Below are 21,273 nucleotides of genomic sequence, written 5' to 3' on the forward strand. Positions count from 1 at the left end.
AGCAATTGATCTAATCAACTGTTCCCCGTGAATACCCGTCCCGCTCCCACCTCCATCCAGCAGATGCTGCTGTTTCGCATCAACCGCTACTTCGGTGCAGCGGGCGGCGTGGCCATGCGCATGTGCGAGGCGCATTTCGGCATCACGCGCCGCGAGTGGGGCGTGATGGCCACGGTGGCTGCCAACGAGGGCCTGCTGTCGTCGGAGCTGGCCGAACGCGCGCAGCTGGACCGCGCACGCACCTCGCGCGCCCTCAGCGGGCTGGAGGAAAAGGGCTGGGTGCAGCGCAGCCCCATGCCCGGCGACCGCCGCCGCGTGGCCGTGTCGCTGACCGCCGAGGGGCGGCGCATGTACGGCCTGATCCTGCCGCGCATGGCCCAGATCCATCTGGACCTGGTGTCCGTGCTCAGCGACGAGGAGCTCGCACAATTCGATACCTTGCTGGCCAGGCTGCAGCGCCATGCGCTGACGCTGGAAGCAGAGGGCCGCTACGACGCCCTGCCGCGTGTGGACCGCGGACGGCACCGGCGCTGACACGCCGACGGCAAAGCCTGCCGCCATGCAGGGCCTGTGGGCGATGACACAATGCATGCCCATGCAATTTCCCTACGAACTGGCCGTCGGCTGGCGCTACACCCGGGCGGGGCGTGCCACGCGCCGCAACGGCTTCATCTCGTTCATCTCCGGCGTCTCCATGCTGGGCATCGCCCTCGGTGTGGCGGCGCTGATCATCGTGCTCAGCGTGATGAACGGCTTCCAGAAGGAAGTGCGCGACCGCATGCTCAGCGTGGTCTCGCACATCGAGATCTTCGCGCCCCAGGGTGCGGCGCTGCCCGATCTGGAGCGCACCATGCGCGAGGCGCGCGCCAACCCCGACGTGCTGGGCGCTGCCCCGTTCGTCGCGGCCCAGGCGCTGCTGGCGCGTGGCGAGGACATGAAGGGCACCCTGGTGCGCGGCATCGATCCGGCGCGCGAGGGCGAGGTCACCGATGTGGCCGCCACCAATGCCGAGGTGCTCAAGCGCCTGTTGCCCGGTGAATTCAACGTGGTGCTGGGCGTGGAGCTGGCGCGCTCGCTGGGCGTGCGCCAGGGCGACATGGTCACGCTGATCGCCCCGGGCGGCCAGGTCACGCCGGCCGGCGTGGTGCCGCGCCTCAAGCAGATGCATGTGGTCGGCACCTTCGACTCCGGCCACTACGAATACGACTCGGCCCTGGTGATGATGCATTACGAGGACGCGCAGCGCCTGTTCCGCCTGGAAGGGCCGACTGGCATCCGCCTGAAGCTCAAGGACCTGCACGAGGCGCCGCGCGTGGCCATGGAACTGGCCCACACCATCACCGACCGCCTGCTGATCCGCGACTGGACCCAGCAGAACCGCACCTGGTTCGCGGCCGTGCAGCTGGAAAAACGCATGATGTTCATCATCCTCACGCTCATCGTCGCCGTGGCTGCGTTCAACCTGGTGTCCACGCTGGTGATGACGGTGACCGACAAGCGCGCCGACATCGCCATCCTGCGCACGCTGGGTGCCTCGCCGTCCAGCATCATGGGCATCTTCATGGTGCAGGGCGCCATGGTGGGCGTCATCGGCACCTTCGCGGGCCTGCTGCTGGGCCTGGGCATCGCCTTCAACATCGATGTCATCGTGCCGGCCATCGAGCGCCTGCTGCACGCCAACTTCCTGCCCAAGGACATCTACCTGATCAGCAAGATGCCCAGCGATCCGCAGTACAGCGACATCATGCCCATCGCCGTGATCTCCCTGGTCCTGGCCTTTGTCGCCACCATCTATCCCAGCTGGCGCGCCAGCCGCGTGAACCCCGCCGAGGCGCTGCGCTATGAATGAAGTGAATGTGATGCCCGGTTTCGAAGTGTCCCAACAGGGCGCCGTGGTCCTGGATGCGCGCGGCCTGACCAAGCGCTTTGCCGAAGGACGGCTCAACGTGCAGGTGCTGGCAGGTGTCGATCTGCAGGTGCGTGCGGGCGAGACGCTGGCCATTGTCGGCGCCTCGGGCTCGGGCAAGAGCACGCTGCTGCACCTGCTGGGCGGGCTGGATGCTCCCACCAGCGGCAGTGTCACCCTCAAGGGCGAGCCCCTGCATGAACTCAGCGCCCAGAAGCAGGGCGCGCTGCGCAACCGGCACCTGGGCTTCATCTACCAGTTCCACCATCTGCTGCCCGAATTCAGCGCCCAGGACAACGTGGCCATGCCGCTGCGCATACGCCGCGACGACAGGGCCGAGTGCATGGAGCGCGCCGCACGCATGCTGGCGGCCGTGGGCCTGGGCGAACGCATGCTGCACCGTCCGGCCGAACTGTCGGGGGGCGAGCGCCAGCGCGTGGCCATTGCCCGTGCCCTGGTCACCCAGCCGGCCTGCGTGCTGGCCGACGAGCCCACCGGCAACCTGGACCGCAGCACGGCCGACACCGTGTTCCGCCTGATGCTGGAGCTGGCGCGCAGCCATGGCACGGCCTTCGTCATGGTCACCCACGATGAGCAGCTGGCGGCGCGCTGCGACCGCATGGTGCGCCTGGTGCAGGGCCAACTGGCCTGACCGGCAGGCCTGAGTCTGGCCTCAGGCCATGCGCAGCAAGGTGCCCGGCAGGCGCTGGGCGCCTGCGGGAAGCACGGCCGCTGCCGGGGCCGACTTGATCTGCGGCGCAGCGGGAACGATGGATGCCGGCAGCGGCTTGCGCTGCACCTGTTCCCTGGATGCATCCGCGACGGCCGCGCTCTGTGCCGTCAGGTCGGCCGTCACCTCGCGCAGGCGTGCCGACTGGGCCATGGAGGCCTGCACCACATCGCCCATGATGGCCGTGACCTGGTGCGAGGAGTCCACGATCTCCTGCATGGTGCCCCCGGCCTGGCGCACCTGATTGGCGCCCAGTGCCACCTGCTCCACCGAGGTGTGGATGAGCTGCTTGATTTCCTTGGCGGCGGCGGCGCTGTTCTGTGCCAGTGCCCGTACCTCGCCCGCCACCACGGCAAAGCCCCGGCCCTGCTCGCCTGCGCGGGCCGCCTCCACGGCAGCGTTGAGCGCGAGGATATTGGTCTGGAAGGCGATGCCGTCCATCACGCCGATGATGTCGCTGATCTTGCGCGAGCTGGCGCTGATGGACTCCATGGTGCCCATCACCTCGTGCACCGTGCGTCCGCCCTGCTCGGCCACCAGGCAGGCCTGGCGTGCCAGTTCGTTGGCCTGGCCTGCGTGCTCGGCGCTTTCGCTCAGGCCCTGCATGGCCTCGCCCAGGGTCTGCGCGGCCGTGAAGCGGCGCGTGATATCGCGGGCGTACTTGACCACCTTGAACGGCCGGCCATCGGCGTCGAGGATGGGGTTGTAGCTGGCCTCGATCCAGACCTGGCGGCCGTGCTTGCCGATGCGCAGGTACTGGCCCGCATCGTGCTGGCCGCTGGCCAGCTTGCGCCAGAACTGCGCGTATTCTGGGCTGTGGCGTTCATGGGGCTGGACGAACATGCTGTGGTGCCGCCCCGTGACCTCGTCCAGCGTGTAGCCCATGGCCTGCAGGAACAGGCGGTTGGCATGCAGGATGTTGCCCTGCAGGTCGAACTCGATGATGGCCTGCACCTTGGAGATGGCGGCCAGCTGGCCTTCGGCGTCGGCGTTGCGGCGCTGCTGCTCGGTGATGTCGGTGGCGTACTTCACCACCTTGAAGGGCCTGCCATGGCGATCGAAGATGGGGTTGTAGCTTGCCTGCAGCCAGACATCGCGCCCGTCCTTGGCAATGCGGCGGTAGCGCCCCGCGTCGTGGATGCCGCTGCCCAGGCGCTGCCAGAACGCGGCGTACTCGGGCGAATCGCTCATCTGGTGGTCCACGAACATGCGGTGGTGCTGGCCGATGACCTCGCCTTCCTCATAGCCCATGGTGTCCAGGAAGTTCTGGTTGGCGGCCAGCACATGGCCTTGCAGGTCGAACTCGATCACGGCCTGGGACTTGTGGATGGCTGCCAACTGCCCATCCAGTTCCGCCTGGCGGCGTGCGCCACCCAGGTCCAGGATCCGACTCCATGCTGAGCGCTTCATGGGAAATTCCTCTCTCCAAAGAATGCCTGCCGGTGTTGCGAGAGCTCGACGCGGGGATGTAAATGTTTCTTTATGTATTTATATGGACCGCCAAGTGTTTCGGGTATTGATTTTGTCAAATGGAGCCAGCTCGCAATAAGCCCAGGGTTTGCCCTTGGTTTACGCATTGCCTGCCTCTGGCGGGCTGGGTGCAGGCCGGTGGCATGATGCGGCCATGCCCGCCTGGATAGACACCCATTGCCACCTCGACGCCCCTGAATTCGATGCCGACCGCGATGCCGTGCGCGCGCAGGCGGCCGAGGCCGGCGTTGCACATCTGGTGATTCCGGCCGTGGCGCGCGAGCACTGGGACACGGTGGTGGCGCTGGCGCGGCGCCATGGCGACAGCTATGCGCTGGGCATCCATCCGCTGTATACGCCCAATGCCCGCGAGCAGGACATTGCCGCATTGCGCGAGACGCTGGCGCGGCTGCGCGGCGATGCGCAACTGGTGGCCGTGGGCGAGATCGGCCTGGACTTCTTCGTGCCCGGGCTGGATGCGGACCGGCAGATCTGGTTCTACGAGCAGCAGATCGCGCTGGCGCGCGAGTTCGACCTGCCCGTCATCCTGCATGTGCGCAAATCCAGCGACCGGCTGCTCAAGACCCTGCGCGCGCGGCCTGTGGCGGGCGGCATTGCCCATGCCTTCAACGGCAGCGTGCAGCAGGCCCAGGCCTTCATCGACCTGGGCTTCAAGCTGGGCTTTGGCGGGGCAGTGACCTATGACCGGGCGCTCAAGCTGCGCGAGCTGGCAGCCGCCCTGCCGCTGGATGCGCTGGTGCTGGAAACCGATGCCCCCGACATTCCGCCGCACTGGCTCTACGCCACGGCCGGGCAGCGTGCCCAAGGCCAGGCCCAGGGCCGCAACACGCCGGCCGAGCTGGCACGCATTGCGGACGTGATTGCGCAGTTGCGCGGCATCACGCCCCAGGCCCTGGCCGAGGCCACGGGCCGCAACGCGCGTGCCGCGCTGCGAGGCCTGCCCGCCATGGCCTGAACCAGGCTTGAGCGGAACCTGAACCTGAGCGGTCTTGCCGCCCGCTGCCAGCAGCCCGGCGACCGCTGGGCGACAATGCCGGCCATGTCCTTGACCGTTCCCGACCTGCCGCCCCCCGGAGCCCCGCGCTGGCAGGGCCTGGCGCCGGTGGCCGATGCGCGGACCCGGGCCCTTGTGCTGGGCAGCTTTCCGGGCCTGCGATCGCTGCAATTGCAGCAGTACTATGCCCATCCGCAAAACCAGTTCTGGCCCTTGCTCCAGGCCCTGTGGCCCGGGCATCCGCAGCCCGGCCGAGACGACTATGCGGGCCGCTGCGAATGGCTGCTGGCCCGCGGCCTGGGCCTGTGGGACGTGTATGCCAGCTGCGAGCGCGAAGGCAGCCTGGACAGCGCCATCCGCGCGGCCGAGGTGAATGATTTCGTGGCGCTGCGCACGCATTGCCCCCAACTGGCGCTGGCCCTGCACAACGGTGGCGAGAGCTACAAGCACGCCGGCCGCACGCAGGCCCTGGGCCTGGCCACCGTGAAGCTGCCATCGACCAGCCCGGCCAACGCGAGCTGGAGTTTCGCGCGCAAGGTCCAGGCCTGGCGCGAGGCGCTGGCTGCCCATCAATTGCTCTGATTTTTTGACTGTTCCCGACGTGATACGCAAGACCCGCGGCGCCGCCAAGGCAGCCTCATCCTCTTCCTCCAGCGCCACCACCGCCGCAGACGCCGAGCTGCCCGAAGTCAGCGTCTCCGACGATGGCGATGTGCGCCACCTGCACCTGGGCACGCCCTGGATCCAGGGCTCCATGCGCATACGCGAGCCGTTCGAGATCGAGCTCGAATACGTGCAGCGCATGATGGGCTGGCTGCTGTTCATGGAGCCCGCCAGCGTGGCCGGCCGCCATGCCATGCAGCTGGGCCTGGGCGCCGCGGCCATCACCAAGTTCTGCCACAAGAAGCTGCGCATGCGCACCACGGCCATCGAGCTGAACCCGCAGGTGCTGGCCGTGTGCCGCAGCTGGTTCAAGCTGCCGCCCGACAGCGACACGCTGCGCGTGGTCCTGGCCGATGCGGCCCAGGAAATCCGCAAGAGCCAGTGGCTGGGCACGGTCGATGCGCTGGCCGTTGATCTCTATGACCACGATGCGGCCGCGCCCGTGCTGGACAGCGCCGAGTTCTATGCCGACTGCCGCAATCTGCTGACCGAGGACGGCATCATGACCGTCAACCTGTTCGGCCGTACCTCCAGCTACGAGCGCAGCCTGGCGCGCATGGCCGAAGCCTTTGGCGAAGAGGCCATGTGGGCCTTCCGCCCCACGCGCGAGGGCAACACCGTGGTGCTGGCCCAGCGCACGCCGCGCGCTCTCGACCCCGCCGCGCTGCAGGCTGCCAGCGCCCAGGTGCAGGCCCGCTGGGACCTGCCCACGACGCGCTGGCCCAAGATCTTCGTGCGGCCCTGGTAGAGCGGGGCTTGCCGGGCAGTGCGGCCGGCAGGCTTACCATAGGGCGCAGTTCAGCTTCCGGCCCAACGCCATGTCCGATCCGACCTCCACCACGCAGCCCAAACCCGCCGTTGTTCCAAGCAATCCTTCGGGGCCCCTGGACTGGCGCAGGCTGGTGCAGTGGCTGCTGGCCGATGGCGTGATCACGGCCGAAGAGGCCCAGCGCACCGTGGCGCGCTGCTCGCAGGCCGAGAGCACCCAGCATCCGCTGGTCCGGCTGGCCAACGTGGGCGTGGCCCGCGCCGGCGACGGGCGCGCGCTGGACATCGAGGAGCTGACCCAGTACCTGGCAACCCGCAGCGGCATGGCCTACCTGCGCATCGACCCGCTGCGCGTGGACGCGGGCCGCGTCGGCGAAATCATGAGCGCCAGCTATGCCGAGCGCCACAAGGTGCTGCCCGTGCAGGTATCGCCGCAGGAAGTGGTGGTGGCCACGGCCGAGCCCTTCATCGACGACTGGGTGGCCGAGGTCGAGCGCCAGGCGCGCCGCAAGGTGCGCCGCGTGCTGGCCAGTCCGCTGGACCTCAAGCGCTACACGGGCGAATTCTTTGCGCTGGCCAAATCGGTGCGCGCAGCCGAGAAGGCGGGCGGCGCCGCCAGCGCGGCCAGCTTCGAGCAGCTGGTGGAGCTGGGCAACAGCAGCAAGCAGCTCGACGCCAACGACCAGGGCGTGGTGCGCGTGGTGGACTGGCTGTGGCAATACGCCTTCGACCAGCGCGCCAGCGACATCCACATGGAGCCCCGGCGCGAGCAGGGCGTGATCCGTTTTCGCATCGACGGCGTGCTCCACCCGGTCTACCAGGTGCCCATGGGCGTGCTCAATGCCATGGTCTCGCGCGTGAAGCTGCTGGGGCGCATGGACGTGGTGGAAAAGCGCCGCCCGCAGGATGGCCGCATCAAGACCCGCAACCCGCGCGGTGACGAGGTGGAAATGCGCCTGTCCACGCTGCCCACGGCCTTTGGCGAGAAGCTGGTGATGCGGATCTTCGATCCCGACAACACGGTCAAGGACCTGGATGCACTGGGCTTCACCAGCCATGACGCCCAGCGCTGGAACGAGCTGGTGCGCCGCCCGCACGGCATCATCCTCGTGACCGGGCCCACGGGCTCGGGCAAGACCACCACGCTGTACTCCACGCTCAAGCGCGTGGCCACGGAGGCGGTCAATGTCAGCACCGTGGAAGACCCGATCGAAATGATCGAGCCCAGCTTCAACCAGACCCAGGTGCAGCCGCAGCTGGACTTCGGCTTCACCGAGGGACTGCGCTCGCTGATGCGCCAGGACCCGGACATCATCATGGTGGGCGAAATCCGCGACCTGGCCACCGCCGAAATGGCCGTGCAGGCCGCGCTGACCGGCCACCTGGTGTTCTCCACGCTGCACACCAACGATGCGCCCAGCGCCGTGAGCCGGCTGATGGAGCTGGGCGTGCCGCCCTACCTGATCAATGCCACGCTGCTCGGTGTGCTGGCCCAGCGCCTGGTGCGCACGCTGTGCCCGCAGTGCAAGCAGCGCGACGAGGAGACCTCGGCCGCCACGCTGGCCGAGGCCGTGCGGCCCTGGAAACTGTCAGGCAGCTACCAGCCCTACAATCCCGTGGGCTGCGTGGAGTGCCGCATGACGGGCTTTCGCGGGCGCATGGGCCTGTACGAGCTGCTGACCGTGAGCGAGGCGCTCAAGCAGCAGGTCCACACCTCGCCTTCCATGGATGCGCTGCGCCGCCAGGCCGTGCAGGACGGCATGCGCCCGCTGCGCCTGGCAGGTGCCCTGCGCGTGGCCGAAGGCGTGACCACGCTGGACGAGGTCATGGCCAGCACGCCCTTGCTGGGATGACGGGCAGGCGATTGCTGGGTTGGAGTGTGAGTGCCTGCTCTGGCGCAGGCCTTTGACATGGATGGATCCGGTGCCCCGTGCTGGCACCTTTTTTCATTCATGCGGGTAGGACATGAGGGTATGCCCTTTGTAGGTGGAATCCACATCCAGACACAGTTTTTCTGAACGCAAAATCGCCGGGTCGTGATTCCGTAAGGAGACATTCTCGTGAAAATCAAGAGTCAGAAAGACTTTTTTTCGGGCGTGATGTTTTTGGTTATCGGCCTCGCTTTTGCGATCGGCGCTACCAACTACACCGTCGGCACCGGTGCCCGCATGGGCCCGGGCTACTTCCCGCTGATCCTGGGTGTGCTGATGTCCATTCTGGGCACGGCCATCTGCTTCACCGGCCTGACCAAGGGTCCTTCGGGCGGTGACAAGATCGGCAAGTGGGCGTGGAAGCAAGTGTTCTTCGTCCTGGCTGCGAACTTCGCGTTCGGCGTACTGCTGGTCGGCGTTCCCAATCTGGGCATTCCCCAGTTCGGTCTGATCGTCGCCATCTACGCGCTGGTGTTCATCGCCAGCCTGGGCGGTCATAGCTTCAAGTTCAAGGAAGTGGCAATTCTGTCCACCGTCCTTGCTGTGGGCAGCTATGTGGCCTTCGTGTGGGCACTGAATCTTCAGTTCCCCGTCTGGCCCAGCTTCATCACCGGTTAAGCAGGAGCATCGTCCGTGGAACTTTTTCAGAACCTGGCGACCGGCTTCGGCGTCGCCTTCACTTTCCAGAACCTGATCTACTGCTTCGTCGGCTGTCTGCTCGGTACGCTCATCGGCGTGCTTCCAGGCATCGGCCCCGTGGCAACGATCGCCATGCTGCTGCCAGCAACCTACGCCCTGCCTCCGGTGGCGGCGCTGATCATGCTGGCCGGTATCTACTACGGTGCGCAGTACGGTGGCTCGACCACCGCCATTTTGGTGAACCTGCCTGGTGAATCCTCGTCCGTGGTGACCGTGATCGACGGCTACCAGATGGCAAGAAAGGGGCGAGCGGGACCCGCTCTCGCTGCCGCAGGCATAGGCTCGTTCTTCGCAGGTTGCGTGGGCACCGTGATCCTGGCCGCCTTCGCGCCTCCGCTGACGGAAGTCGCCTTCAAGTTCGGCCCTGCCGAGTACTTCTCGCTGATGACCCTGGGCCTGATCGGCGCCGTGGTGCTGGCTTCGGGCTCGCTGCTCAAGGCCATTGCCATGATCGTGCTGGGCCTGCTGCTGGGCATGGTCGGCACCGACGTGAACTCCGGTGTTGCCCGCTACAGCTTCGACATTCCCGAGCTGACCGACGGTATCGACTTCGTCGTGATCGCCATGGGTGTGTTCGGCTACGGCGAAATCATTGCCAACCTGTCCAAGCCTGAAGACGAGCGCGAAGTGTTCGCCGCCAAGGTGACGGGCCTGATGCCCACGAAGGAAGACTTCAAGCACATGATTCCGGCCATGCTGCGCGGCACGGCCCTGGGTTCTGCCCTGGGTATCCTGCCCGGTGGCGGTGCCATGCTGTCGGCCTTTGCTGCCTACACGATCGAGAAGAAGACCAAGCTCAAGCCGGGCGAAGTCCCCTTCGGTCAAGGCAACATCCGCGGCGTGTGCGCTCCCGAGTCGGCCAACAACGCCGGTTCGCAGACCTCCTTCATCCCGCTGCTGACGCTGGGCATTCCGCCCAACGCCGTGATGGCGCTGATGGTGGGCGCGATGACCATCCACAACATCCAGCCGGGCCCGCAGGTGATGACCAGCAACCCCGAGCTGTTCTGGGGCCTGATCGCCTCGATGTGGATCGGCAACCTGATGCTGATCGTGCTGAACCTGCCGCTGATCGGCATCTGGATCAAGCTGCTGACCGTGCCTTACCGCTGGCTGTTCCCGTCCATCGTGCTGTTCTGCGCGATCGGCGTGTACGGTACCAACAACAACACCTGGGACGTGTGGATGGTGGGTATCTTCGGCTTCGTGGGCTATGTGTTCCACAAGCTGGGCACCGAACCGGCTCCCTTGCTGCTGGGCTTCATCCTGGGCCCGATGATGGAAGAGAACCTGCGCCGGGCGCTGCTGCTGTCGCGTGGCGACTGGAGCGTGTTCGTGACCCGTCCGATCTCGGCCGGCCTGCTGCTTGCCGCCGTGGTGCTGCTGGTGGTGGTGCTGATGCCTGCAGTGAAGAACAAGCGCGAAGAAGCATTCGTAGAGGATTGATCGCCTCAGCGTTGCAACCATGTTGCTTGACGGCCCTTCGGGGCCGTTTTTTTTGGTCAACAAGCGATGCCGGTGGAAAGCTGTTGATCCCGGATGCCTGGGAGCCGACGCGCCCGTGACTGCACAATAGCGCGCAGTCTTTCGAGGTCACGATGTCCCCACTACTGTCATCCCAGCACCCGCAGCGCGTGCTGCTGCACAACGAGATCCACGCCCGCCCCGCCGAGGAGATGCAGGCGCCGCTGGCCATCACCCACGTGGTGATGCTCACCGATGCGGCCCAGCGCGAGGCCAGCCGCGCCCATGTGGCCACCCTGCTGCGCAACCACCACCTGCCGCCGCCCGATGCGGCGACCACCCATGTGTTGATCGACCTGGGCGCCTTTCACCTGCGCTGGGAACTGCACACGGAGTTCGTCTGCTGGACCTTCAGCAAGCCCATGTCGCAGGCCGGCATGGACGATGTGCGCGAGCCCGAAGCCGCCATCGACTACGTGCCGCGCGACTGGCTGGCGGCCTTGCCCGGCCAGTGCCTGAGCGGCCTGCACCTGTGGGCCTTGCAGGAGCAGGCAATCAATGAGCCGCATCTGGTGCGCCACCTGCTGCAGGAAGACACGCTGGTGGGTGCGCGCGTTGCCGGCGATGCAGGCAAGGTCTACACCGACTTCGCCATCCATGCCGATGGCTTCTCGCGCATGCTGCTGCTGGCCGGCGAGTCATTGTCGCCACGCCGCCTGGGGCGGCTGGTGCAGCGGCTGCTGGAGATCGAGACCTACCGCATGGCGGCCCTGCTGGGCCTGCCGGCAGCCCGCCAGGCCGCTGCCGTACTGGCCACGGCCGAGCGGGATCTTGCGGCCCTGGCCCATTCCATCCGTCTTGCCGACCGCGATGCCGAGCCGGCACTGCTGGACCGGCTGACACGCCTGGCCGGGCAGGTGGAGAGCGAATACGCCACCACGCATTCGCGCTTTTCCGCCAGCGCGGCCTATTTCGAACTGGTGGACAAGCGCATTCAGGACATCCAGGAATCGCGCATCGACGGCATACAGACCATCCGCGAGTTCATGGACCGGCGCCTGACGCCGGCGCGCAGCACCTGCGAATGGGCAGCGCGGCGGCAGAACGCGCTGTCCGAGCGCGTCTCGCGCGTCAGCAGCCTGCTGCGCACGCGGGTGGAGATCGAGCAGCAGCAAAGCAGCCAGCAGTTGCTGGGCGCCATGAACCAGCGCCAGGACATGCAGTTGAAGTTGCAGTCCACGGTGGAAGGCCTGTCCGTGGCCGCCATCACCTACTACTTCACGGGCCTGATCAGCTACCTGGCCAAGGGCGCCAAGACGCTGGGCTGGCCCTGGTCGCCGGAGAGCACGGCCGCCTTCGCCATTCCCGTGGTGGCACTGGGCGTATGGTGGTCGCTGCGCAGGCTGCACCACAGATTGTTCCGTGGCCAGCACGGGTCCGGCACGCACTGAAGGGAGCTCCTGCAGCCCCGCCCCTGCGCCTGTTTTCCCCTGCACCGGCGTTTTCGCGTTTTCACACGTTTGGCGTGAAAGCATCGAAGCCTCGCGCACAATGTGCGCTGCCGTTCTGCAAGGATCGAGCAAGGCTTTTTTTGTTCAGGAGTGAGACATGGATCTGGGAATCGCGGGCAAGTGGGCCCTGGTATGTGGCGCCAGCAAGGGACTGGGCTTTGGCTGTGCCAAGGCGCTGGCGCAAGAGGGCGTGAACCTGGTGATCAATGCGCGCAATCCCGAGGCCCTGCAGGAGGCTGCGGCCAGCCTCGCCGCCCTGGCGCCGAAGGTGAAGGTGCTGGCCGTGGCGGCCGACATCACCACCGAGGAAGGCCGCGCCGCCGTGCTGTCGGCAGCCGGCGGCCCGGGCGTGGATTTCGACATCGTCGTCACCAATGCCGGCGGCCCGCCGCCCGGTGATTTCCGCGACTGGGACCGCGCGGCCTGGCTCAAGGCCGTGGACGCCAACATGCTCACGCCCATCGAGCTGATCAAGGCCACGGTGGACGGCATGGCGGCGCGCGGATTCGGCCGCATCGTCAACATCACCTCCAGCGCCGTGAAGGCGCCCATCGACATCCTGGGCCTGTCCAATGGCGCGCGCAGCGGCCTCACCGGCTTTGTGGCGGGCCTGGCGCGCAGCGGCATCGCGGCCAAGGGCGTGACCATCAACAACCTGCTGCCCGGCAAGTTCGACACCGATCGCCTGCGCACCACCTTCACGGCCGCCGCCAACAAGAGCGGCAAGAGCCTGGACGATGTGCGCCTGGTGCAGCAATCCCAGGTACCGGCCCGCCGCTTCGGCACGCCCGATGAATTCGGCGCCATCTGCGCCTTCCTGTGCAGCGCGCACGCAGGCTACATGACGGGTCAGAACATCCTGCCCGACGGCGGCCTGTACGCAGGAACCTTCTGATGCGCCGGTGCACTGCCTCCATGAACGGGTCCAGGGCCGGCAAGGCCCGGGAAATGGTCCCTTGCATGGTTGCGCAGTGCCGAGCGGTCCATGGGCAGGTGCAGCCTTGACAGTCCCGTTCCTGCATCGTGGCCAGCGGCCTTGCCGCAGCCTGCCCATTCCAAACGCCATGCAGGGAGCCCGGAGATGACGGGCCAGTCCCATCAGACGGACTGGGCGGCGGCCGACCCCGTCCGCGCGCCCGGCCCGGCAGCGGCCGCAAGCCCTGCGCGCATGCGCCATACCCTGGCGCTGATGCTGGTGCTGCTGACGGTGGCCCTGGCGGCCGCCATGGTCTGGCTGCTCAGCGGCATGCGGACCACGGCGCAGGAGGAGGCTTCGCTGCGCCTGGTGCGCTTTGTGCTGGGCACCGAGGCGGCCATCAGCCGCAGCCTGGAATCCCTGGATGCCCTGGCGCTGGGTGTGGACGAACTGCTGGGTTCGCGCAACCCCGCATCGGCATCGCAGCCGCAACTGCAGGAAATGCTGCACACCATGGTGCGGCAGAACACGCTGGCGCAGCGCGCCTCGGTGCACGATATCCAGGGCCGGGAACTGGCCGCTTCGGGCGATGGCCCGGTCATCGACCTGCCTGCGCAGGCCTGGGAGCGCCTGGCGGGCCAAAGCCGCTCCGAATTGCTGGCAAGTCCACCCTCCGTCGCGCCGCAGGTGCCGGGTGGCGAACGCATGCTGTACCTGGTGCGGCCCCTGAGCCGGGCAGAGCAGGGCGGCTATGTGCTGATGCAGGTGCCGGCTGCGGCGCTGGGCGCCGTGCTGGCCCAGGGCGGCGTGTTGGATGGCCTGGAGGTCACGCTGGAGCAGGGCAGCGGCGAGCTGCTGCTGTCCATGCCCCAGTATGGCGATGTCGCCGCTGTGCGGCTGCTGCCGACGACGTCGCAGCTGCCGTCCAGCGGCGTCATGCACATGGCCGCACGCCTGAGCCGCGTGCCCGCCCTGGTGGCTGCGCATCCGCTGCCCAAGGGACATCTGTGGGTCACGGCCAGCCTGCCCATGTCCTCCGTGCTGGCCGGCTGGCGCGTGGCTGCCTGGCTGATGGTGTTGGCCGTGATGATCTTCGGCGTGCTGCTGGCCGTACTGGGCTGGACCGTGCACCGCTACATGGACCGCCTGCATGCCGCGCGGCGCCAGGCCCAGCGGTCCGAGCAGTGGCTGGACCAGGCGCTGGACAGCATGGTCAGCGGCTTTCTGCTGCTGGATTCGCAGCAGCGCGTGCTGCGCTGGAACCGCTGCTACGAGGAAATGTTCCCCTGGCACGCGGACCAGCTGGAGCCTGGGCGGCCCCTGCAATCGCTGCTCGATTCCTGCCCCAGCGCCGTGGGCCTGGCGGCGGCGCCTGCGCAGGCCGACGAGGCCAAGGACCTGCACCGCCAACTGGTGCTGCGCCCTGGCGTGCCCTTTGAGCAGCAACTGCCCAGCGGCCGCTTTGTCCAGATGACGGCACGGCTGGCCGCCGAGGACGGCGTGGTCATCACCTACAACGATGTCACCGATATCCGGCTGGCCACGGCCGAGATCGAGAGCCTGGCCTTCTACGATCCGCTGACCAGCCTGCCCAATCGCCGCCTGCTGCTGGACCGCCTGGCCCAGGCCACGGTGCTGGCCGCACGCGAAGGCTGGACCGGGGCGCTGCTGTTCCTGGACCTGGACCAATTCAAGATGCTCAACGACACGCTGGGCCACGAAGTGGGCGACCAGCTGCTGCAGCAGGTGGCGCACCGCCTGCGCAGCGCCGTGCGATCTTCGGACACGGTGGCGCGCCTTGGGGGGGATGAGTTCGTGGTCATGCTCTGCGAGCTGTCGCACGAGCCTGCCGAGGCGGCCACGCTGGCCCAGCGCATTGGCGAGAAGATCCTGGCGCGGCTCAACCAGTCCTATGTGCTGGGCGCCCATCTGCACCGCAGCGCCTGCAGCATTGGCGCCACGCTGTTCGGCCGCCAGCCGCAGTCGGCGGCCGAGCTGCTCAAGCAGGCCGACATCGCCATGTACCAGATCAAGGCGCGCAACGGCAGCGGCCTGTGCTTCTTCGATCCGCAGATGCAGGTGGAAATCCACCAGCGCGTGCGCATGGAAGGCGACCTGCGCCAGGCCCTGGCGCAGTCCCAGTTCGAACTGCACTACCAGCCCCAGTTCACGCTGGCCGGCGAGGTCATAGGCGCCGAAGCCCTGCTGCGCTGGCGCCACCCCGAACGCGGCCTGGTGCCGCCCGGCATGTTCATTGCCGTGGCCGAGGAAAGCGAGATCATCGTGCCGCTGGGCATGTGGGTGATCCGCACGGCCTGCGAGCAACTGGCGATCTGGCAAAAGGATGCGCGGCTGCGCCATCTGCAGGTGGCCGTGAATGTCAGTGCCCGCCAGTTCCGGCACCAGGACTTTGCCTCCCAGGTCATCGAGCAGGTGCGCAATGCCGGCATTGCGCCCCATCTGCTCAAGCTGGAGCTGACCGAGTCGCTGGTGATCGAGAACGTGCAGGAGTCCATCGACAAGATGAAGCAGCTGCGCAGCCATGGCGTGTGCTTTTCCATGGATGACTTCGGCACTGGTCACTCCTCGCTGACCTATCTCACCCAGCTGCCGCTGAACCAGCTCAAGATCGACCAGTCCTTCGTGCGCCACCTGGGCTTGCGCCATACCGATGACGTGATCGTGCAGACCATCATCGGCATGGCGCGCAACCTGAACCTGGATGTGATCGCCGAAGGCGTGGAGACCCTGGAGCAGCGCGCCCTGCTCGCGCACTACGGCTGCGAGTATTTCCAGGGCTATCTGTTCAGCCCGCCCGTGCCCATACGCGCGTTCGAGCAGCTGCTGGCCAAGGTGCCCGTGCGCACCGTGGCGCATGGCCTGCCAAAGGCTATCCCCGGCGCGAAGACACCATGATGCCGCCCACGATGAGCGCGAAGGCCAGCCCGTGGTACAGCTGCGGCGTCTGGCCCAGCAGCGGAATGGACAGCAAGGCGGTGAACAGGGGCATCAGATTGCCGAAGAAGCCCGCCACCGCAGGGCTGCTGCGCTGCACGCCCAGGCCCCAGAAGCGATAGGCCAGGATGGCCGGCCCGACGGCGATGAACAGCAGGGCGCCCAGCAGCGGCCACCCTGCCTGAAGGTGAAACCGTCCCGATGCGGCCTCCAGTCCCGTGAACAGGCCGGACCACATCAGGCCGAAGACCATCTGTGCCAGCAGAAAGCCCGACCAGTCCGCGCGCAGCTGTCCTGACACGCTGGTCCTGGACAGCAGCCACGTATAGAAGGCCCACAGGATCGTGGCCAGCACCATGAACAGGTCGCCCGGCACCAGCTGCAGCTGGCGCAGCACCTGCGGATCGCCGCGTGACAGCACCACGGCCACGCCCAGCACCGACAGCGCGGCCCCCAGCAACTGGCGGCGGCTCACGGCAATGCCCCAGCAGATGCGGCCCACGGCCAGCATCCACACCGGCATGCTGGAGCCGACCAGGGTGGCGTTCAGCGGCGTCGATGTTTTCAGCGCCAGGTACAGCAGGGCGTTGTAGCAGCCGATGCCCAGCAATCCCAGCAGCGCGAACTGGCGCCACTGCGGCCAGAGGGCGCTGTCCCGGCGCAGCACCCATCCCGCCAGCGGCAGCAGCAGCATGAAGGCAATGGCCCAGCGCAGGAAATTCAGCGCGAAGGGCGAGATCAGGTCATGGACCATGCGGCCCACGATGGCATTGCCGGCCCACAGCAGCGGCGGCAGCGTCAGGATGGCGGCGGTGGAAGGCTTCAGCGGCTGGCTCATCGGGATCATCCGGCTTTCGGGCTCGCCACTATAGGCGTTGCGCGCTCTTTGCGCCGAGCATGCGTTGCCGTCTTCCGCGAGGCGGGCCGAAACATGGCACGATGCCGCTCTTGTCGCTTTTTTCAGGAGTGCTCCCATGGGTATTGCAGTGCAGATCCGCCACAACGGCGGCCCCGAAGTCCTGGAGCTGGTGCAGGTCGCCGTGGGCGAGCCCGGGCCAGGCGAGGTACGCATACGCCACCATGCAGTGGGCCTGAACTTCATCGATGTGTACCAGCGCTCCGGCCTGTACTCGCTGCCCATGCCCCTGAGCCTGGGCATGGAAGGCGCAGGCGTGGTCGAGGCCGTGGGGGCCGGCGTGGAGCACCTGGGCGTGGGCGATCGCGTGGCCTATGCCAGCAATCCGCCGGGCAGCTACAGCGAAGTGCGCGTCATGCCCGCCATGTGCGTGTGCCGCCTGCCCGATGCCATTGCGTTCGAGACGGCTGCCGCCATGATGCTCAAGGGCCTGACCGCGCAGTACCTGCTCAAGAAATGCATTCCGGTCGAGGGCCTGGCACCGGGTGATGCCGTGCTGTTCCATGCGGCGGCTGGTGGCGTGGGCCTGATCGCCTGCCAATGGGCCAGGGCACTGGGCCTGCAGCTCATCGCCACTGCGGGCTCGGACGAGAAGTGCGCGCTGGCCCTGGCCAACGGTGCAGCCCATGCCATCAACTACCGCAGCGAGAACTTCGCCGAGCGCGTGCAGGAGATCACGGGCGGCCAGGGTGTGAAGGTGGTCTACGACAGCGTGGGCAAGGACACCTGGGAAGGCTCGCTGGCCTGCCTGCGGCGCTTCGGCCTGTTGGTGAGCTTCGGCAACGCCTCGGGCCCCGTGGCGCCTTTCGCTCCTGCCGTGCTGGCGGCCAAGTCGCTGTATGTGACGCGCCAGACCCTGTTCTCCCACATCACCAGCCGCGAGGCCACCCAGGCGATGGCCGACGATTTGTTCGCCGTGGTGGAAAGCGGTGCCGTGAAGATCCATATCGACCAGCGCTATCCGCTGGCCGAGGTGCGCCAGGCCCACCTGGACCTGGAGGCACGCAAGACCACGGGCTCCACCATCCTGCTGCCATGAGTGTGCAAAAGCGCCTGACTGATCCGGCTGACCCGGTCGACTCGGCCGTGCAGGCCTGGCTGTGCCGCCTGCGCGCCGACACGCGCCAGCCCGCGCTGCAGCCGCGCCGGCCATTGCTGGTGGCGGGGCAGGAGACAGGTTCGCTGGAAGACGGCCTGGCCGCGCTGCTGCCGGACGATGTGATGCATGCCCACGGCGTGGCACTGCGCCTGCAGGCCGGCCAATGGCATCTGCAAGGCCAGGGCGATGCCACGGTCCTGCTCAATGCCCTGGCCCGGGTGCTGCGTGCCACGGGCCACAGCGGCCCCTGGCGCGATGAGCAACTGGCCGTGTGCAACGTCCAGGGCCAGCGCATTGCCACCGTGGAGCGCGGCGCCGTGCGCCCGCTGGGCATTGCCACCCAGGCCGTGCACCTGGTGGGCGAGACGGCCGATGGCCGCATCTGGGTGCAGCAGCGCGCCGACAACAAGCCCACCAACCCAGGCATGTGGGACACGCTGATGGGCGGCATGGTGGCCGCGTGCGATACCGTGGCCGAGGCTGTGGAGCGTGAAACCTGGGAAGAGGCCGGCCTGCGCGTGGCCGAGCTGCAGGGCCTGCGCCATGGTGGCCATGTGCTGTTCGAGCGCCCCAGTGACGAGGCCGAGGGCCGGGGCTTCATGCGCGAGCGCATCGACTGGTTCAGCGCCACCGTACCGCCGGCGCTGGAGCCCGGCAACCAGGATGGCGAGGTCCAGGCTTTTGCGCTGATCGAGCGCGACCAGCTCGTCGAATGGCTGCTGCAGGGCCGCTTCACGCCCGAGGCCGCCCAGGTGCTGGCGGCCTGGCTGGGCTGGTGAAACGCTTCAGCGCGCCGTCTTGTTCAGTGCCGATTCCTTGAGCCGGCTGGGCGCCAGGGCGCCGGCCGATTCGAGGATGGGGTAGGCCACCGAGCACAGCAGCGAGTTGATGCGCTTGAGATCGCTGATCAGGTCGATGTGCAGCGAGCTGGTCTCTATGCTGGAGACGGTGTTGTCGGAAAGGCGCGCCAGGTGGGTGGCCGAGTAGGCCAGCTCCAGGTCGCGGAAACGCGCCTTTTCCTCCAGCAGCTTCTGCGCTTCGCGCACATTGCCGTTGAGGAACACGCTCATTGCCAGGCGCAGATTGTCCAGCAGGTGGTGCAGCAGCTCGCGGATCTCCTGCGTGCCGGCCTCGGAGAACTGGCGGCCCTTCTTGATCTTCTTGTCCTCGATGTCCAGCAGAACGCGCTCGATGATGTCGCCGATCTGCTCCATGTTGATGGTGAAGCTGATGATTTCCGTCCAGCGCTGGCCCTCGCGCTCATCCAGTTCGGCGCGCGAGATCTTGGTCATGTAGTACTTGATGGCCGAGTACAGATCGTCCACCGTGCCTTCAAGCTCGCGCAGCTCCTGGGACAGCTTGAGGTCGTCGGTCTCCAGCACCCGCTGCATGCCGATCAGCATGGACTCGACCATGTCGGCCTGGTGCAGGGCCTCGCGTGCGGCGCAGGAAATGGCCAGCGACGGCGTGCTCAGCGCCGAGGGGTCCAGGTGGCGCGGCCGCAGCAGGCTGGTGGAGCTGGCCTCGGGCTTGGGCAGCAGGGCCGTCACCCAGCGCGCCACGGTCTGCGTCAGGCCGATGAAGCACAGGCTGTTGAAGATATTGAAGGCCAGGTGGAACAGCACGATGTTCTGGCCCTTGCCGTCGATCATCGGCATCACGTAGGTGGCCCACAGCCCCAGGAAGGGCGCGACGATGGCCACCCCCATGATCTTGAACAGCATGTTGCCGATGGTGACCTGGCGCACTTCGGTGCTGGACTTGGCCGTGGTCAGCACGGCCACCAGGCCGCTGCCGATATTGGCGCCCAGCGTCAGGCCCAGCGCCACTTCCATGGGAATCGCGCCCGAGCTGGCCATGGCCGCAATCAGCAGCACGATGGCCAGGCTGGAATAGGCCATCACGGCCAGCAGCGCACCCAGCAGCAACTCCATAAAGATATCGCTGGTGACCGAGCCCAGCAGGGTGCGCACGGCGGGGGCTTCCAGCAGCGGCTCGGTGGCCTCGACCACCAGGCGCAGGGCCAGCAGCATCACGCCCAGCCCGATCAGCACGCGGCCTATGCGCCCGGCCGTGGTGTCCTGGCGTGTGATGAACAGCACCACGCCCACGAAGATGAACAGCGGCGACAGCCAGGACAGGTCGGTGGAGAACAGCACGGCCATCAGCGCCGTGCCCACGTCGGCGCCACGCATCACGGCCAGCGCGGCCGGCAGCGAGATCAGGCCCTGGCCCACGAAGGCCGAGGTCATCAGCGAGGTGGCCGTGCTCGACTGCACCAGCGCAGTCACACCCAAGCCCGACAGCGCAGCCGAGAAACGGTTGCTCATGCTGTGGGCGAGCAGGTCGCGCAGGTTGGCGCCGAACACCCGCAGCACGCCGGTGCGGACCATGTGCGTGCCCCAGACCAGCAGGGCGATGGCGGCCAGTAGATTGAGTAAGTGCTTCATGTGCTGTGAGCGGAGAAGCGGACCAATATAACCCCGGTCCCGGCTTGCGCGCAGGAGAGTCGGCCGCATGAGCGCACAGTTTGGTGCGAAATAAAGAAAATTGTAGAAATAAAACGAATCAAAAAGAATTTCGGTTGACCAAAAACGCACTCAGGAAAACCCGAGGAGAAAGCCCGTCGGCACGCAGTTGGCGGCAGCCTCCATGAAAAAGCCCCTCGCAGGAGGGGCTGGGCTGGCTGTCGTGGCGTGCGCCGCGGCGGGGATCAGGTTCTTTTGGCCCGCCGTGCGCGCAGCACCTCGTCCAGGATCAGCAGGCCCGCGCCCACGCTGATGGCGATGTCGGCGGCATTGAAGGCCGGAAAGTGCGAACGGCCCCAGTAGAAGTCCAGGAAGTCCACCACGTAGCCGTGCTGCAGGCGGTCCACCACGTTGCCGATGGCGCCGCCCAGGATGCTGGCCAGCGAGAAGCAAAACAGCTTCTGCCCCGGATGCTTGCGCAACTGCCAGACGATGAGCAGCGTGGCCGCCACGCCGATGCCCACGAACAGCCAGCGCTGCCAGCCGCCCGCACCGGCCAGGAACGAGAAGGCCGCGCCCGTGTTGTGGGCCCGCACGATGTTGAAGAAGCCCGTGATCGGCGTCCAGTCGCCCAGCTGGTAGGCACCAAGGATCCACTGCTTGGTGAGCTGGTCGATGGCGATGATCGCCAGCGACCAGGCCAGCCAGGGCCAGATGCGGCTGTTGCGGGATTCGGGGACCGCAGCAAAGGTAGGGGTCATG

The 21,273-nt window shown here is 67.1% G+C and carries 18 protein-coding genes; 14 read left to right on the top strand and 4 right to left on the bottom strand.

Features of this window, described 5'->3' with window-relative positions:
- Positions 1-63 precede the first annotated feature (63 nt).
- The 3 genes from BW39_RS25920 to lolD all read left to right on the top strand — a co-directional run bounded on the left by BW39_RS25920 (position 64) and on the right by lolD (position 2,558).
- A complete protein-coding gene (locus BW39_RS25920) occupies positions 64-534 on the top strand; it encodes a MarR family winged helix-turn-helix transcriptional regulator (RefSeq protein WP_034396824.1) in 471 nt (156 codons plus the stop codon).
- A gap of 61 nt (positions 535-595) precedes the next feature.
- Positions 596-1,849, top strand: coding sequence for a lipoprotein-releasing ABC transporter permease subunit (locus tag BW39_RS25925; protein ID WP_043796595.1), 1,254 nt, complete (start codon positions 596-598; stop codon positions 1,847-1,849).
- Positions 1,842-2,558 carry a lipoprotein-releasing ABC transporter ATP-binding protein LolD gene (lolD, locus tag BW39_RS25930; RefSeq protein ID WP_013800885.1) on the top strand — a complete coding sequence of 239 codons (717 nt, stop codon included), beginning with the start codon at positions 1,842-1,844 and terminating at the stop codon, positions 2,556-2,558. The genes BW39_RS25925 and lolD overlap by 8 nt, the downstream gene beginning before the upstream one ends.
- 21 nt (positions 2,559-2,579) lie before the next feature.
- On the opposite strand, the gene BW39_RS25935 is transcribed toward lolD, so the two are convergent.
- Positions 2,580-4,046: a methyl-accepting chemotaxis protein gene (locus tag BW39_RS25935; RefSeq protein ID WP_043825016.1), complete on the bottom strand. Its 1,467-nt coding sequence runs from the start codon at positions 4,044-4,046 to the stop codon at positions 2,580-2,582.
- 214 nt (positions 4,047-4,260) lie between these two features.
- On the opposite strand from BW39_RS25935, the gene BW39_RS25940 reads away from it, so the two are divergent.
- The 9 genes from BW39_RS25940 (at position 4,261) to BW39_RS25980 (ending at position 15,989) form a co-directional block, all read left to right on the top strand.
- Positions 4,261-5,082 (top strand): TatD family hydrolase, encoded by an 822-nt coding sequence (locus BW39_RS25940; RefSeq protein ID WP_043825018.1) that lies wholly within the window; start codon positions 4,261-4,263, stop codon positions 5,080-5,082.
- A gap of 75 nt (positions 5,083-5,157) precedes the next feature.
- Complete coding sequence (locus BW39_RS25945; RefSeq protein WP_043825020.1) at positions 5,158-5,703, top strand: DNA-deoxyinosine glycosylase; 546 nt, start codon at positions 5,158-5,160, stop codon at positions 5,701-5,703.
- 19 nt (positions 5,704-5,722) lie between these two features.
- Positions 5,723-6,532 carry a spermidine synthase gene (locus BW39_RS25950; protein WP_043825021.1) on the top strand — a complete coding sequence of 270 codons (810 nt, stop codon included), beginning with the start codon at positions 5,723-5,725 and terminating at the stop codon, positions 6,530-6,532.
- Between the two features lie 70 nt (positions 6,533-6,602).
- A complete protein-coding gene (locus BW39_RS25955) occupies positions 6,603-8,405 on the top strand; it encodes a GspE/PulE family protein (protein ID WP_043825024.1) in 1,803 nt (600 codons plus the stop codon).
- Positions 8,406-8,612: 207 nt separating this feature from the next.
- Positions 8,613-9,101, top strand: a complete 489-nt coding sequence (locus tag BW39_RS25960; protein ID WP_013800891.1) for a tripartite tricarboxylate transporter TctB family protein — start codon at positions 8,613-8,615, stop codon at positions 9,099-9,101.
- Between the two features lie 15 nt (positions 9,102-9,116).
- Positions 9,117-10,628: a tripartite tricarboxylate transporter permease gene (locus BW39_RS25965; RefSeq protein ID WP_012207191.1), complete on the top strand. Its 1,512-nt coding sequence runs from the start codon at positions 9,117-9,119 to the stop codon at positions 10,626-10,628.
- A gap of 152 nt (positions 10,629-10,780) precedes the next feature.
- On the top strand, positions 10,781-12,097 hold the full coding sequence (locus BW39_RS25970) for a DUF3422 family protein (RefSeq protein WP_043825026.1): 1,317 nt from the start codon (positions 10,781-10,783) through the stop codon (positions 12,095-12,097).
- Between the two features lie 157 nt (positions 12,098-12,254).
- Positions 12,255-13,052, top strand: a complete 798-nt coding sequence (locus BW39_RS25975) for an SDR family oxidoreductase (protein ID WP_043825028.1) — start codon at positions 12,255-12,257, stop codon at positions 13,050-13,052.
- 186 nt (positions 13,053-13,238) lie between these two features.
- Positions 13,239-15,989 carry a bifunctional diguanylate cyclase/phosphodiesterase gene (locus BW39_RS25980; RefSeq protein WP_043825030.1) on the top strand — a complete coding sequence of 917 codons (2,751 nt, stop codon included), beginning with the start codon at positions 13,239-13,241 and terminating at the stop codon, positions 15,987-15,989.
- On the opposite strand, the gene BW39_RS25985 is transcribed toward BW39_RS25980, so the two are convergent.
- Positions 15,964-16,866: a DMT family transporter gene (locus tag BW39_RS25985; protein WP_043825032.1), complete on the bottom strand. Its 903-nt coding sequence runs from the start codon at positions 16,864-16,866 to the stop codon at positions 15,964-15,966. The two genes, BW39_RS25980 and BW39_RS25985, sit on opposite strands and share 26 nt — an antisense overlap.
- A gap of 136 nt (positions 16,867-17,002) precedes the next feature.
- On the opposite strand from BW39_RS25985, the gene BW39_RS25990 reads away from it, so the two are divergent.
- Positions 17,003-17,983: a quinone oxidoreductase family protein gene (locus tag BW39_RS25990; protein WP_034396808.1), complete on the top strand. Its 981-nt coding sequence runs from the start codon at positions 17,003-17,005 to the stop codon at positions 17,981-17,983.
- Positions 17,980-18,822, top strand: coding sequence for an NUDIX hydrolase (locus BW39_RS25995; protein ID WP_052155431.1), 843 nt, complete (start codon positions 17,980-17,982; stop codon positions 18,820-18,822). The genes BW39_RS25990 and BW39_RS25995 overlap by 4 nt, the downstream gene beginning before the upstream one ends.
- 6 nt (positions 18,823-18,828) lie before the next feature.
- On the opposite strand, the gene BW39_RS26000 is transcribed toward BW39_RS25995, so the two are convergent.
- Together BW39_RS26000 and lspA are read right to left on the bottom strand one after the other, a co-directional pair.
- Entirely contained in the window at positions 18,829-20,493 is a 1,665-nt protein-coding gene (locus BW39_RS26000) for a Na/Pi cotransporter family protein (RefSeq protein WP_013800898.1), read from the bottom strand.
- Between the two features lie 263 nt (positions 20,494-20,756).
- Positions 20,757-21,272 carry a signal peptidase II gene (gene lspA / locus BW39_RS26005; RefSeq protein ID WP_013800899.1) on the bottom strand — a complete coding sequence of 172 codons (516 nt, stop codon included), beginning with the start codon at positions 21,270-21,272 and terminating at the stop codon, positions 20,757-20,759.
- Between the last annotated feature and the right edge of the window lies 1 nt (position 21,273).

The sequence above is a fragment of the Delftia sp. RIT313 genome, from assembly GCF_000632165.1.
GTDB lineage: Bacteria > Pseudomonadota > Gammaproteobacteria > Burkholderiales > Burkholderiaceae_C > Comamonas > Comamonas acidovorans.